The 14,257-nt window shown below is 65.5% G+C and carries 11 protein-coding genes; 9 read left to right on the top strand and 2 right to left on the bottom strand.

Annotated elements, in window-relative coordinates; translation table 11 throughout:
* The first annotated feature begins 101 nt into the window (after window positions 1-101).
* The 9 genes from O7625_RS08775 (at window position 102) to O7625_RS08815 (ending at window position 12,672) form a co-directional block, all read left to right on the top strand.
* Window positions 102-242, top strand: coding sequence for a hypothetical protein (locus tag O7625_RS08775; RefSeq protein WP_282345362.1), 141 nt, complete (start codon window positions 102-104; stop codon window positions 240-242).
* Entirely contained in the window at window positions 230-409 is a 180-nt protein-coding gene (locus O7625_RS08780; RefSeq protein WP_282345363.1) for a hypothetical protein, read from the top strand. Before O7625_RS08775 ends, O7625_RS08780 begins: the two co-directional genes overlap by 13 nt.
* Entirely contained in the window at window positions 396-1,595 is a 1,200-nt protein-coding gene (locus tag O7625_RS08785) for a helix-turn-helix domain-containing protein (RefSeq protein WP_282345364.1), read from the top strand. Before O7625_RS08780 ends, O7625_RS08785 begins: the two co-directional genes overlap by 14 nt.
* A gap of 89 nt (window positions 1,596-1,684) precedes the next feature.
* Window positions 1,685-3,202 (top strand): class I SAM-dependent DNA methyltransferase, encoded by a 1,518-nt coding sequence (locus O7625_RS08790; RefSeq protein ID WP_282345365.1) that lies wholly within the window; start codon window positions 1,685-1,687, stop codon window positions 3,200-3,202.
* Window positions 3,199-4,365, top strand: a complete 1,167-nt coding sequence (locus tag O7625_RS08795) for a restriction endonuclease subunit S (RefSeq protein WP_282345366.1) — start codon at window positions 3,199-3,201, stop codon at window positions 4,363-4,365. Before O7625_RS08790 ends, O7625_RS08795 begins: the two co-directional genes overlap by 4 nt.
* 45 nt (window positions 4,366-4,410) lie before the next feature.
* A complete protein-coding gene (locus tag O7625_RS08800) occupies window positions 4,411-7,824 on the top strand; it encodes a DEAD/DEAH box helicase family protein (RefSeq protein ID WP_282345367.1) in 3,414 nt (1,137 codons plus the stop codon).
* Window positions 7,825-8,139: 315 nt separating this feature from the next.
* Window positions 8,140-8,937: an IS630 family transposase gene (locus O7625_RS08805; RefSeq protein ID WP_282345368.1), complete on the top strand. Its 798-nt coding sequence runs from the start codon at window positions 8,140-8,142 to the stop codon at window positions 8,935-8,937.
* On the top strand, window positions 8,937-9,338 hold the full coding sequence (locus tag O7625_RS08810; protein ID WP_282346863.1) for a transposase: 402 nt from the start codon (window positions 8,937-8,939) through the stop codon (window positions 9,336-9,338). The genes O7625_RS08805 and O7625_RS08810 overlap by 1 nt, the downstream gene beginning before the upstream one ends.
* A 313-nt stretch (window positions 9,339-9,651) precedes the next feature.
* A complete protein-coding gene (locus tag O7625_RS08815) occupies window positions 9,652-12,672 on the top strand; it encodes a hypothetical protein (RefSeq protein ID WP_282345369.1) in 3,021 nt (1,006 codons plus the stop codon).
* A gap of 104 nt (window positions 12,673-12,776) precedes the next feature.
* Here O7625_RS08815 and O7625_RS08820 read toward each other — a convergent pair whose 3' ends face one another.
* Both O7625_RS08820 and O7625_RS08825 read right to left on the bottom strand, forming a co-directional pair.
* Window positions 12,777-13,322 carry a transposase gene (locus tag O7625_RS08820; RefSeq protein ID WP_282346865.1) on the bottom strand — a complete coding sequence of 182 codons (546 nt, stop codon included), beginning with the start codon at window positions 13,320-13,322 and terminating at the stop codon, window positions 12,777-12,779.
* Entirely contained in the window at window positions 13,226-14,023 is a 798-nt protein-coding gene (locus O7625_RS08825; RefSeq protein WP_282345368.1) for an IS630 family transposase, read from the bottom strand. The genes O7625_RS08820 and O7625_RS08825 overlap by 97 nt, the downstream gene beginning before the upstream one ends.
* Window positions 14,024-14,257 lie beyond the last annotated feature (234 nt).

Here is a 14,257-nt window from a genome sequence, read left to right on the forward strand (position 1 = left end):
TGGCTCGGCATGCGAAGGAAGCGGCGTACCCCGGTCTGCTGGCGCGGTGCTGGAGGCGGTTTCGGCGGCGGCGGATCGACCCGCTCGACCGCCTCCGGCCGATGCCGAACCACGCGGAGCGCGTCGCGGCGTACCGGGTGAAGGGGGTGGCGTCGGTGCCCCACCTGCCGCAACGGCCGTTGCTGCCGGAACGGCCACTGTTGACGCTGGCGGGGGAGTACCGGGCGGGGTGCTGGTCGTGACGGCGCGGCGCAGGCCCGACGGGGAGGACCGGGGCGAGCAGATCCAGGCGGCGGAACGCGAGGCGGCCCGGCAACGGATCCTCGCCCAGGCCGAGGCGGAACGGATACCCGCCGAGGAGACCACCCGGGCGGTACCGGATCGGCGGTGGCGTCGTGGACAGCAGTGAGCTGCTGCCGGTCGGCCGGCGGGTGGCCTACTGGCGGGGGCGGCGCAGGCTGTCGCAGCAGGTGTTCGCCGATCGGCTCGGCCGGTCGAAATCCTGGGTCGACAAGGTGGAGCGGGGTGTCCGGTCGCTGGACAAGGTGTCGACGCTGCGGGACATCGCCGCTGTGCTGCGGATCGACACCGCCGTGCTGCTCGGCCGGGACGCGCGGCCCGCCACGGCGGCCGAACGGGTCGCGGGGGTGGAGCGGATTCGGGACGCCCTGTCGGCGTACGAGATCGCTCTGGGTCGACCGGCGGCCCGTGGCGTGCCGCCGGCCGACCGGGCGGTCCGGGACGTCGGGCATGCCTGGGTGCAGTTCCACCATGCCCGGTACCCGCAGGTGATCGGCGTCCTGCCGGGTCTGCTGGCCGACGTGCAACGGGTCGCCGCCGACGACCACGAGCGGAGCCGCCCACTGCTGGTGGAGGCGTACCGGCTCACTGCGTCGCTGCTGGTCAAGCTCGGTGAGGTCGACCTGGGTTGGCTGGCCGCCGATCGGGCCATGGCCACCGGGGCCGGCGACCCCCTGCTGGTGGCCGCCGCCACGGTGCAGCTCGGCCAGGTGTTCCGCGCCTCGGGGCGGGCGCGGGCGGCGGTGTCGGCGGCGCTCGCCGCCGCGTACCGGATCGCCCCGCCCGAACCCGACGACGGTGGCCCCGGCGAGTTGTCGTTGTGCGGGACGCTGCTGGTGCAGGCCGCCCTGGCGGCGGCCCGCCGGGGTGACGACCAGGCCGTCGCCGACCTCCTCGACGAGGCCGCCGACATGGCCGCGCAGGTCGGCGAGGGCCACGACCACCACCGGACCGCGTTCGGGCCGACGGCCGTCGACCTCGCCCGTACCGCCGCCGCCCTCGACCTGGGTCGTGCCGACGAGGCGGTGGCCCGGCACGAGCAGACGACCCGACGGGACGCCTGGCGGTGGCTGCCGCTGGAGCACCGGGCGGCGCACCTGGTCGACGCGGCCCGCGCCTACCTCCAGGCCGACGACCCGGCCAACGCCGGCCGGGTGCTGGCCGACGCCGACCGGATGGCCCCCGCCGAGGTACGCCACCGACCGGCCAGCCGGGAGGTGCTCGCCCAGGTGGCCCGCGCCCGGCACGCCCCGGCCGGCATCATCCAGTTGGCCACCACTCTCGGCGTGACCTGACCATAACCGGCACGGCTGGTCCGGCTCGCTGCGGAGAGGAACTAGCCTGTGGGGTCAAAGCCTGAAGCAACGCCATGGGGACGAGGCACGTGATAACCGGTGAACTGAAGAGCAGGATCGATCGCGTCTGGGATGCCTTCTGGTCGGGCGGCATCTCCAACCCGCTGGAGGTGATCGAGCAGATCACCTACCTGCTCTTCATCAAGCGGCTGGACGAGATGGAGACGCGGGAGCTGGCGAAACGGGCACGTTTCCCGAACGCCCAGGTCACTCTGCGGTTCGGGCCGGACGAGCAGGAACTTCGGTGGTCCCGGTTCAGGGGCCTCGACCCGGAAACGATGTTCAAGACGGTCGCCCACAAGGTGTTCCCCTACCTTCAGCAGCTCGGCGGGGACGGCTCGACCTACTCGCACCATATGCGGGACGCCCGGTTCACCATCCCGAGCCCGGCGCTTCTCGACCGGGTGGTCACCATGCTCGACACGCTCCCGATGGAGGACCGGGACACCAAGGGTGATCTCTACGAGTACATGCTCTCCAAGATCGCCACTGCCGGACACAATGGACAATTTCGCACGTCCCGGCACATCATCCAGCTCATGGTCGAGATGACCGCCCCGAGGCCGGGGGACAGGATCTGCGACCCGGCCTGCGGCACCGCCGGCTTCCTGGTCGAGGCCAACGAGTACGTCCGGCGCGTCCACCCGGAGGTGCTCCACGACGCGGGCCAACGGGAGCACTTCCACCAGAAGATGTTCCACGGCTTCGACTTCGACGGCACGATGCTGCGGATCGGCAGCATGAACATGCTGCTGCACGGGGTGGAGAGCCCGGATATCCGCTACCGTGACTCGCTCGCCGAGAGCGTCAGCGGCGACGCCGGGGAGTACTCGCTGATCCTGGCCAACCCACCCTTCGCCGGCAGCCTCGATTACGAGAGCACGTCGAAGGACCTCCAGCGGGTCGTCAAGACCAAGAAGACCGAACTGCTGTTCCTCGCCCTCTTCCTCCGGCTGCTGGAGAACAGTGGGCGGGCGGCCGTGATCGTGCCCGACGGCGTGCTCTTCGGATCGAGCAAGGCGCACAAGGAACTACGCCGGATCCTGGTCGAGGACCACAAGCTCGACGGCGTGGTCAAGCTGCCCAGCGGCACCTTCAAGCCCTACTCCGGTGTCTCCACCGCGATCCTGTTCTTCACCAAGACCAACAGCGGCGGCACCGATCACGTCTGGTTCTACGAGGTGACCGCCGACGGCTGGAGCCTGGACGACAAGCGGACTCCGTTGTTGCCCGCCGAAAAGCTCGGGCCGGTGCCGGACGTGGCGCTGACCGGGGACGAGCACGCGAAGAACAACCTGCCGGACGCGCTGGCGCGGTGGGCTCGCCGAGACGGCGACGAGTTGCAGCGGGCGCGGACCAAGCAGAGCTTCTGCGTGCCCAAGGCCGACATCGTCGAGCAGGGCTACGACCTCAGCCTCAACCGGTACAAGGAGGTCGTCCACGGGGAGACCACGCACCGCTCGCCGTTGGACATCCTGGCCGACCTCGAACGGCTGGAGTCCGAGATTCAGCAGGGCATGTCGGACCTGAAGGCGAAGTTGGCATGACTGAATGGGAGCAGGTGTCCCTCGGCCGAGTCGCCACGATCACGAGAGAGGCCGTCGACCCCGGTCAGATCGATCCGGAGACGGCGTATGTCGGGTTGGAGAACATCCTTCGCGGCGGCACCCTGGCGAACGTCAAGGCCGTAAGCGAGTCGGGGCTGACCAGCCTGAAGTTCCGTTTCACGGATAGGCATGTGTTGTTCGGCAAACTCCGACCCTACCTGGCGAAGATCACCCGGCCTTCCTTCGGCGGGGTGTGTAGTACCGACATTCTGCCGATCATGCCGTCCGCAGACCTCGATCGGGGTTACCTGGCTCATTTCCTCGCCACGCCGGAAATGATCGAGCTGGCGAACACCCGGGCGACCGGGGCCAACCTCCCCCGACTGAGCCCTACCGAACTGCTCAAGTTCACGCTTCCGCTGCCTTCGGTCGCACAGCAGCGCCTGATTGCCGAGGTGCTGGATCAGGCCGATGAGCTGCGCGCCAAGCGACGCGAAGCTCTCGCCCAGCTCGACGACCTCACCCGGTCGATCTTCCTCGACATGTTCGGTGACCTGACCGACGCGGACCGGTGGCCACGGCTGCCGCTCGGGGAGGTCATAGCCGACACCAAGCTGGGTCTGGTCAGGAGCGCGGAACAGACCGGCCCCCAGCTCGCCGTCCCGTACATCCGGATGAACGCGATCGACCTCACCGGCAAGCTGGATCTGCACGGGGTTCTTAAGACGGAGGCGAGCCGGCGGGAATGCGAGGAGTACGGGCTTCAGTCCGGTGATCTGCTCTTCAATACGAGGAACAGCCGGGAACTGGTGGGCAAGTCCGCCGTCTACCGAGGCAACGGCAGTCATGTCTTCAACAACAACATAATGCGTATCCGGTTTCGGGAAGAAGCTCACCCCGCCTACGTCGATGCGGCCCTGCGTTCGAGGCACGGCAAGCACGAGTTGGAGCTGCGCAAGGCTGGCACCACCAGCGTCTTTGCCATCTACTACAAAGCGCTCCGGACGTTGCCCCTGCCCCTGCCGCCCGTCGACCTGCAACACGCGTTTGCGGCACGACTGGACCAGGTGGAGAGAACGAGAAAAGTCAATCAGGCGAGCCTGGCCGAGCTGGACGCGCTGTTCGCCTCCTTGCAGGATCGGGCTTTTCGCGGGTTGCTCTGATGTGAGACTCTCTAGGGCTGTCCACCGTGGGGGGTAGGCAATCCGATGAGCAACTTCGCGTTCCTGCGGGCCGAGTGGCCTGATCTGCATGACGAGGCCCTGCGGGCCGAGCGGCTGGCTGTCGCCGACCCGCGGGGCTCGTGTTTCTATGCCCGGCGCACCCTGGAACTCGCGCTGGGCTGGCTCTTCGACGCCGACGCGACGCTGCGGCGGCCGTACAAGAACGATCTTTCCGGAAGGATCCACGAGCCGACGTTGCGCAACCTGGTCGGCACCGCCCTCCAGGTCAAGATGAACCTGATCCGTAGGCAGGGCAACCACGCCGTACACGAGAAGACGCCGGTGACGACGAAGGAGTCGGTGCCGGTCCTGCGCGAGCTGTTCCACGTCATGTACTGGATCGCCCGGCACTACACCCGCGACCAGACGCGGGTGCCGGGGAGCGCCCTCGTCTTCGACCCGAACCTGATCCCCCGGCCGGTCCCCGCCGAGGTGCGGCAGCAGACCCGGGCCGAGTTGCAGGCGCTGGCCGAGAAGCTCGCCGCCCGGGACGCGGCGCTCGACGCCGAGCGGCAGAAGAGCGCCACCCTCGACGCCGAGCTGGCGAAGCTACGCGCCCAGATCGCCGCCGCGAAGGCCGTCAACGAGGCCCGCCCCGACGATCACGACTACGACGAGGCGCAGACCCGGAATCTCTACATCGACGTGCTGCTGGCCGAGGCCGGCTGGCGGCTCGACGGGCCGGACGACCGCGAGTTCGAGGTGACCGGCATGCCCAACGGCACCGGCACCGGTTTCGTCGACTACGTGCTGTGGGGCGAGGACGGCAGGCCGCTCGCGGTGGTCGAGGCCAAGCGCGCCCGGAAGGACCCCATCAGCGGCAAGCAGCAGGCCAGGCTCTACGCCGACTGCCTGGAGCAGCGGTACGGCCAGCGGCCGGTCATCTTCTACACCAACGGTTACGACACCTGGCTCTGGGACGACACCACGTACCCGCCGCGCCCGGTGCAGGGCTTCTACACCCGCGACGAGCTGGCGCTGCTGGTCCAGCGTCGCGCCAGCCGGAGGGCGCTCGCGGACGTACCCATCAAGCGGGAGATCGTCGAGCGGCACTACCAGCACCGGGCGATCCGCAAGATCGGCGAGGCGTTCGAGCGGGACCGGCAGCGCCAGGCGCTCGTGGTGATGGCCACCGGCGCCGGCAAGACCCGGACGGTGATCGCCCTGGTCGACGTGCTGATGCGGGCCAACTGGGTCAAGCGGGTGCTGTTCCTCGCCGACCGCACCGCCCTGGTCAACCAGGCGGTGAACGCGTTCAAGACGCACCTGCCCGAGGCGGCCACCGTCAACCTGGTCACCGAGAAGGACACCGAGGGCCGGGTGTACGTCTCGACGTACCCGACCATGATGGGCCTGATCAACCAGACCGCGGGCGGCGGACGGCGCTTCGGGCCGGGCTACTTCGACCTGGTGATCATCGACGAGGCGCACCGTTCGGTCTACCAGCGCTACCGGGCGATCTTCTCCTGGTTCGACAGCCTCCTGGTCGGGCTCACCGCGACCCCGCGCAACGAGATCGACCGCAACACCTACAGCCTGTTCCACCTCGAAGACGGCGTGCCCACCGACCACTACGACCTGAACGACGCGGTGCAGGAGGGATACCTCGTGCCGCCGCGCGCGGTGTCGGTGCCGCTGAAGTTCCAGCGTGACGGCATCCGGTACGACGACCTCACCGAGGAGGAGAAGGACACCTGGGACTCGCTCGACTGGGGTGACGACGGCCCGCCGGACGGCGTCGACCCGGACGCGGTGAACAAGTGGCTGTTCAACACCGACACCGTGGACAAGGTCCTGGCAACGTTGATGACCCACGGGCACCACGTGGCCGGCGGCGACCGGATCGGCAAGACGATCATCTTCGCCAAGAACGAGGCACACGCGAAGTTCATCGTGGAGCGGTTCGATCTCGCCTACCCGGCACTCGCCGGCCACCACACCCTCCAGATCACCCACCGGACCGTCTACGCGCAGAGCGTCATCGACAACTTCTCGGACCGGGAGAAGGACCCGCACGTCGCGGTCTCGGTGGACATGCTCGACACCGGCATCGACGTGCCCGAGGTCGTCAACCTGGTCTTCTTCAAGATCGTCAGGTCGAAGTCGAAGTTCCTCCAGATGCTCGGCCGGGGCACCCGGCTCTGCCCGGACCTCTACGGCCCCGGCCAGCACAAACAGGACTTCTTCGTCTTCGACTTCTGCCAGAACTTCGAGTACTTCAATCAGAACCCCGAGCCGGCGCAGGGGAAGCTGGCGGAGTCGCTGAGCACCCGGCTGTTCAAGACCCAGCTCGACCTGGTGCACCGCCTCGACCAGCGGCTACCCGCCGCCGCCGGCCCGCTGCCGGACGCCGACGGGACGCAGGACGAAGCCGGCCTACGCTGGGAGCTGGCCCGCGACCTGCACTCCCGGGTGTCGGGCATCCCCCTGGACAACTTCGTCGTACGCCCCCAGCGCGGGCTGGTCGACTACTACGTCGACTTCACCCACTGGCACCGGCTCACCCCCGAGACGGTGGACGAGATCGGCGACAACCTCGCCGCCCTGCCCACCGCCGTGCAGGACACCGACGAGGCGGCCAAACGGTTCGATCTGATGGTGCTGCGCCTCCAGCTGGGCCAGTTCCAGGTGCTGCCCGACTACGCGCGGCTGCGCGGGCAGGTCCAGGAGATCGCCTCCGCGCTGCTCGAACAGACCAACATCCCGGCGGTACGCGACCAGCAACACCTCCTCGACGAGGTGGCCGGCGACGAGTGGTGGCACGACGTCACCCTGCCCCTGCTGGAGCTGGTCCGCCGCCGCCTGCGCGGGCTGGTCCGGCTGATCTCCAGGACCAGGCGGGCCATCGTCTACACCGACTTCGCCGACGAGCTGGGCGAGCTGTCGGACGTCACGCTCGACGACATCAGGATCGGCACCAACTTCGAGCGGTTCCGCGCCAAGGCCCGGGTCTACCTGCGCGCCCACGAGGACCACCTGACGTTGCAGAAGCTGCGCCGCAACAGGCAGCTCTCCCCCACCGACCTCGACGAGCTGGAACGGATGCTGGTGGCCAGCGGCGGCGGTGCCGAGGACATCGACCGGGTCCGCCGCTCGTCCGAGGGGCTCGGGCTCTTCGTCCGTTCCCTGGTCGGGCTCGACCGGGAAGCGGCCCACGAGGCGTTCGGTGAGTTCCTGACCGGCCGCACCCTCACCGGCAGCCAGATCGACTTCATCGGCCTGATCATTGCCCACCTGACCCAGAACGGCGTGATGGCCCCCGAGCGGCTCTACGAGTCCCCGTTCAGCGACCTCGCCCCCGACCCGGAATCGATCTTCCCTTCCGACGACCTGGACCGCCTGGTCACGATCCTCAACTCCGTCCGCGACACCGCCACCCCGGCAACCGAGGTCGCCTGAGCGGCACCGGGAGCCGCAACCGGCAAACCCGCCGATTCTGACGCCAGCCTGTCGGCAAGCAGCAGATCGAGGGGAGACACCCCGACCGGGGCGGCGTAACGCGGCAGCCGGTCGAGGTCGCTCGTGGTGGTCGCCTTGAGCCGGATCATCCCTCTGGTCACCAGGGACGTATAGCGGGAGAGCTCCCGCGCTAACCCGATGCTCACCGCATACCCCCTAGTGCCGTGTCTTTGAAGGTTGATCGTGTAATGCGTCGGTTATGAGGATAGATCGGGCAGGCTGTCTCCCAGCACTCGTGGTGGGAGGTGATGGCCGGTGGGCAGACGGCCGGAAGTGTTCGTCCGGCAGGTGTCGATGGCCGAGGGACAGCGGTTGCAGCGGATCACCCGGACCGCGAAGGACCCGGTGAAGCTACGCCGCGCGATCGTGGTGCTGATGTCCGCCCAGGGACAACCCGCGCCGGACATCGCCCACCTGCTCAAGACCAGCGAGGACTACGTCCGGGACGTGATCCACGCGTTCAACGAGCGGGGGTTCGACGCCCTGGACCCAAAATGGAGCGGGGGCGCACCGAGACGGATCGATGAGCAGACCAGAGACTGGATCTGCGTCATCGCCCGGTGCGACCCCCGCTTCCTCGGCCAACCCTTCTCCTGCTGGTCACTGACCAAGCTGCGCGACTATCTCGTGGCGGCTGGTCACGTCACCACGATCAGCGTCGAGACGGTCCGCCGGATCCTGCACGAACGCGGGATCTCCTGGCAGGCCACCACGACGTGGAAGGCCAGCACCGACCCCGACTTCACCACCAAGATGCGCCGGATCCTGGACCTCTACGACCACCCACCCGCCGACGGCAGGGTGCTCGGCGTCGACGAGTTCGGGCCACTCAACCTGCAACCCCGCCCCGGACGGACCTGGCGGACCGTCGCACACCCGGTGCGGCTACGAGCCACCTACACCCGCGACCAGGGCGTCCGACACATGATCGCCGCCCTCGACCTGACCAACGCCGCCTGCACTACCGCATCCGCGACCGCAAACCGTGGCGCGAGTTCCTGGCCTTCCTCAAGACCCTGCGCCGCCGCTGGCCCGCCCAGAAGCTGTACCTGATCTGCGACAACTTCTCCCCACACAAGCACCCCGAGGTCCGCGCCTGGTGCACCGCCAACCAGGTGGAACTGGTGTTCCTACCGACCTACGCGTCCTGGCTGAACTGGATCGAAGCCGAGTTCGCCGCCGTGCGCTACTTCGCCCTCAACGGCACCGACCACCACACCCACACCGAGCAGGACACCGCCATCGGCGCCTACATCCGCTGGCGCAACCACCGAGCACACCCGAAAGCCGGATTCGCAACCGGATCCAAGATCCGCCACCGGATTACCCGTTCAAGGCCGCATGACGAGGCACTAGCCAATGGCGGCTGCCGTAATAAAGGGGCGCTGAGCAACCGGGCGGCGCGCTTGTTGCTCCTCGAGGTAACTCCGCTCAACGTGGGGGCCTCATTCTAGTAGCGACGGCAGTGTGGCCAGCACGCCCCAACCACTACTTCCGCCGACCAGTAACGCGGCTGGCCATGTGCCCCCGGCCGCCAGGGTCAGGCTGGCGGCTAGCGCACCGACGACGAGCATCGCGATGAGAACGAGTGCGGCCCTGGTGTCGAAAAGCTTCATCGGTTCCTCTACTTGCTCAGCCACAGCCGTTCTGCGGCTGCCACCAGCATGCCGTGTCGCCGGCACAAACGAACTAGGTCCGAACGACGCCGAAACAATCCGAACACGCCGCTGTCGCGAGAAGCCTTTGGCTGCCGCTAGGGTGGCAGCCATGAACAAATGGTCTGACGATAGCGTCGAAGAGCAAGAGGCGTGGTCAGTGCCGCGGTTCGTTGAGGAGCTTCGTGAGCTCAAGCGGCACGCCGGTTCACCCGCCTTAGCAAGGATCCGCCGCCACACCAAAAACGGATGGGGGATCACGACCCTCCATGATCTTTTTGCTGGCAAGGGAAAGCTGGCGCCAAACTGGGAGCTGGTAGACGATGTCGTTCAGGCGCTGACTGGCTGTGCTCGTGAGAAAAACCGGGAGTTGGACCCGCTGTTGGTGGATCGTGGCAGATGGCTTAAGCGTCATCTGCTGTTGCAGACTGAGCTAGAGCGAACAAGGTCGGAAGAGTCTGACCATCGGAAGAGGCTTTTGGATCAGTTCTCGGTTTTTCCGGTAGACCAGATGGAGAGACCGCCGTTTCACACACTGCGCGAGCTGATCGAGCGCTGGAATGGAACGCCCGCACCATCTGCCGGGCTGTACCTGCCGCGTCCCGACTCTGACGAGGAGTTGCGCTTGGCGCTCGCCACTGCGGTGCCCCCGTACCCATTTCTGTTGGTTTACGGTGATGAGGGAGTAGGCAAGTCAACCTCCGCGTGGACCGCGATTGCAGAGACGTTAGGGCCAGAAACTAGGGTGCTTGTATCGCGCGACGCGAGCGCGATCACCGACTTCGTCAGAGCCAGAGACGTCCCGATGACCATGACAGAACAGATACTGATATGGACGGATGGCCTGACGTCACCAGACCTTGACGGCCTCTCTCGTGAAACGCTTGAGTTGCTCGCTGAAAAGGCGTTCTTTGTGGCAACAATCTCGGCCGATGAATGTGCTGCGATCGTTGATGCGCCTCGCGGCTACAAGTCGAATGCGAAGGCCGCGCTAAAGCGCGCGTATCTGGTTCACCTGTCATGGGAACCCGAGATTTCAGAAATCGTACAGACCGCAGGCTTGAACGAGGCGGAATCGGAGCTGGCTGAGTTGGGCGCGGACTCTCACCTCGCGTGGATACGGCTTAACACGGGCCGCTCTCAGAGTCCTTCAGGCGTTGCAATTGTCCGTGCGATTATTGATTTCCGACGGGCCGGCTTGATGCGACCCGTGCTGGATGAAGAGCTGATACAGATTTTCCCCATCTACCTAGCAGAAATTGCCGATATCGCTGTATCTGATGAGATTTTTGCGGCAGGGATGGCGTGGGCACAGAGGCCCGCCCCTAATACTCCTCCGATGATCTGTTCCAGGATTTATCGAGGGCGTCCGTCTTGGATTATTTCTGATCAATTACGGGATGATAAAGCGAGCTGGAAATTGCCGGACACCCTTTGGCCCGTGCTCGTCAGGATACTCGACCCCCATGAATGCTTCTATGTCGCGCAGGAGGCAAATGAGCATGGTGAATTCGTCTATGCGAAGGAAGCCCTAGTCAAAGCGGCAACGGTACCCGAAAACGCCGCGCGGGCAACCTTGCTTATCGGACATGTGTTCGAGAAACTCGGGGATCTATCGGCTGCGAAGGTGGCGCTGATGGAAGTCGTCGAATCGGGCGCATCCGATGAGGCAAGCGCCGCAGCCCACCGGCTGGGAAGTATATTCCGAAAGGAGGGGGATTTCGGGCAGGCGATTGAATACTGGACGCTTGCGACGCAATGGTCCGGCGCTTCCGCACTTCTGGCCTGGTTTGAATTGGGTCACCATTATGCAAAGGTGGGTGATAGAGAGAAAGCCATCGCCGCGCTTGACCGGGACTTCTCAAATCCTCTCGTCTCTAGCTTGGTGCTCTCTGCAAAGACACTCCTCTCGCTTCTGAGGGCATCCGTCAGCGAGCTGCAAGCACGTTTGGAGGAATGGGAAGCTGGGGGCAACTCTCACGGGAGGAACCCTGATGTCGTACCAGCACTGCGGGAATACATAAAATTCGCAGAAAGTGGCGAGGGGCAAACGTGTCGATCTGAGCTCGACCCGATCGATATCGACACGGCCATGGCGGAAGGCAGAAGGCGAAGAGGGATGCAGGATTTTCCTGGCGCCTTGAATTTCTACCTCCATCTTGCCGCCTCTGAACAGCTCGATTTTCGAGCGGCGGCACTTTATGAGGCCGGGATAACTGCAATGGATATGGGTCTCATTGATAGGGCCATGGAGGCATATGAGGAAAGTGTTCGGTGTGCGCAACCCTACCACTCCGCGCAAGCCGCCCTCAGCCTTGGTAGCCTGCTGTGCGAAAAAGAGACCCCGGATTTCCCCGGCGCAATTCGGGCCTGGACCGACGCCGAAAAACTCGGCGATCGTGAGACGCGGGCGAAGGCCGCCTTCAATATCGGAGTTGCCTACGATGTGGCGCATAGATATCCCGAGGCCGTTGTCAAGCTTCAAAGTGCTATGGATCTGGCGGATTCCGGCTTCAAGGCAAGGGTGGCGTTGATGCTGGCCCAGGTCCATGAATCCATGGGCTCCGAATACGTGATCGTCGATGAATTCTACTATGAAGCCGCCAATGTTGATGAGTCTCGCTTTTCGCTACTGGCGGCTGTCGCGCTTGCTGGCCGGATTCTGGAACGGGAGGGTCCCGTCCCGGAGGTTGAAAGACTGGCGCGTTTGGCTTACAAGGAGCAGGTTCCATGCGAAGAACAGGATCCAGAGGTGCGAGGTAAGGGCGCCTGGCTACTCGGCTACATCTTGGAGGCACGGGAGGATACCGATGCGGCGATCAGGGCATACGAGGCTGCGATTGAGACGAGACATGCCGATTGGGCAACTGCTGCAAATTGTTCTCTTGGTTTGCTGCACGGCACGCAAGACAGGAAGCATACGGGGGTGAAGTACCTACGCGAAGCGTATAGGTCAGGGCATCCCGAACACCGCTTGGAAGCGGGTTTCTGGATAGGCATGTTCTATTTGTGGGACGGCACGCATGGAAAGCCAGGGAGTCTCGAAAGTGCGCTGATTATGCTGCGGGAAGTTGCGGAGAGCGGGCATCCGAAATGGGCCAAAGAGGCGAGTCTCGTGTTGGACCAGATCTGAGGCATGTCTCGTAAGTCGGGTTTGGCGGCGTCGAGGTCACGGCGTGGCGGTGATCGACCACTGAAGAGGTCTCCGGGATCTGGTTCTGTGACCAAGCAAGAACTTCATACCGGAGACCTCGTGGCCAGCGTAGCGGTGACGAGGCGATATGACCTGCCCGAACGGGTGGCTGATCGCCCAATGGCCCGACGAGGCACCCGAAACGGCCCGAACCGGTCACCTGTGGGTCTATTACGGCAGCCGCCATTGGCTAGTGCCTCGTCATGCGGCCTTGAACGGGTAATCCGGTGGCGGATCTTGGATCCGGTTGCGAATCCGGCTTTCGGGTGTGCTCGGTGGTTGCGCCAGCGGATGTAGGCGCCGATGGCGGTGTCCTGCTCGGTGTGGGTGTGGTGGTCGGTGCCGTTGAGGGCGAAGTAGCGCACGGCGGCGAACTCGGCTTCGATCCAGTTCAGCCAGGACGCGTAGGTCGGTAGGAACACCAGTTCCACCTGGTTGGCGGTGCACCAGGCGCGGACCTCGGGGTGCTTGTGTGGGGAGAAGTTGTCGCAGATCAGGTACAGCTTCTGGGCGGGCCAGCGGCGGCGCAGGGTCTTGAGGAAGGCCAGGAACTCGCGCCACGGTTTGCGGTCGCGGATGCGGTAGTGCAGGCGGCGTTGGTCAGGTCGAGGGCGGCGATCATGTGTCGGACGCCCTGGTCGCGGGTGTAGGTGGCTCGTAGCCGCACCGGGTGTGCGACGGTCCGCCAGGTCCGTCCGGGGCGGGGTTGCAGGTTGAGTGGCCCGAACTCGTCGACGCCGAGCACCCTGCCGTCGGCGGGTGGGTGGTCGTAGAGGTCCAGGATCCGGCGCATCTTGGTGGTGAAGTCGGGGTCGGTGCTGGCCTTCCACGTCGTGGTGGCCTGCCAGGAGATCCCGCGTTCGTGCAGGATCCGGCGGACCGTCTCGACGCTGATCGTGGTGACGTGACCAGCCGCCACGAGATAGTCGCGCAGCTTGGTCAGTGACCAGCAGGAGAAGGGTTGGCCGAGGAAGCGGGGGTCGCACCGGGCGATGACGCAGATCCAGTCTCTGGTCTGCTCATCGATCCGTCTCGGTGCGCCCCCGCTCCATTTTGGGTCCAGGGCGTCGAACCCCCGCTCGTTGAACGCGTGGATCACGTCCCGGACGTAGTCCTCGCTGGTCTTGAGCAGGTGGGCGATGTCCGGCGCGGGTTGTCCCTGGGCGGACATCAGCACCACGATCGCGCGGCGTAGCTTCACCGGGTCCTTCGCGGTCCGGGTGATCCGCTGCAACCGCTGTCCCTCGGCCATCGACACCTGCCGGACGAACACTTCCGGCCGTCTGCCCACCGGCCATCACCTCCCACCACGAGTGCTGGGAGACAGCCTGCCCGATCTATCCTCATAACCGACGCATTACACGATCAATCTTCAAAGACACGGCACTAGTTCTATCCACGAAGCCCGTGCCCAGACTGCCGTAGGAGGTGACTCTGCCGCAGGGGATATGACTGGTCGGCATAAATATGCCAGCCAGTCATATCGCTTCGAGTGGCAAGACTCGCCAGCCGCGACACGCCCGAC

This window comes from Micromonospora sp. WMMD714, assembly GCF_029581315.1.
In the GTDB taxonomy this organism is placed as follows: domain Bacteria; phylum Actinomycetota; class Actinomycetes; order Mycobacteriales; family Micromonosporaceae; genus Micromonospora; species Micromonospora rifamycinica.

What these genes read in the sequence shown, in the direction of transcription:
- O7625_RS08775 (WP_282345362.1), top strand. Translation starts at nt 102, where the DNA reads ATGCCGAACCACGCGGAGCGCGTCGCGGCGTACCGGGTGAAGGGGGTG.
- O7625_RS08795 (WP_282345366.1), top strand. Translation starts at nt 3,199, where the DNA reads ATGACTGAATGGGAGCAGGTGTCCCTCGGCCGAGTCGCCACGATCACG.
- O7625_RS08800 (WP_282345367.1), top strand. Translation starts at nt 4,411, where the DNA reads ATGAGCAACTTCGCGTTCCTGCGGGCCGAGTGGCCTGATCTGCATGAC.
- O7625_RS08815 (WP_282345369.1), top strand. Translation starts at nt 9,652, where the DNA reads ATGAACAAATGGTCTGACGATAGCGTCGAAGAGCAAGAGGCGTGGTCA.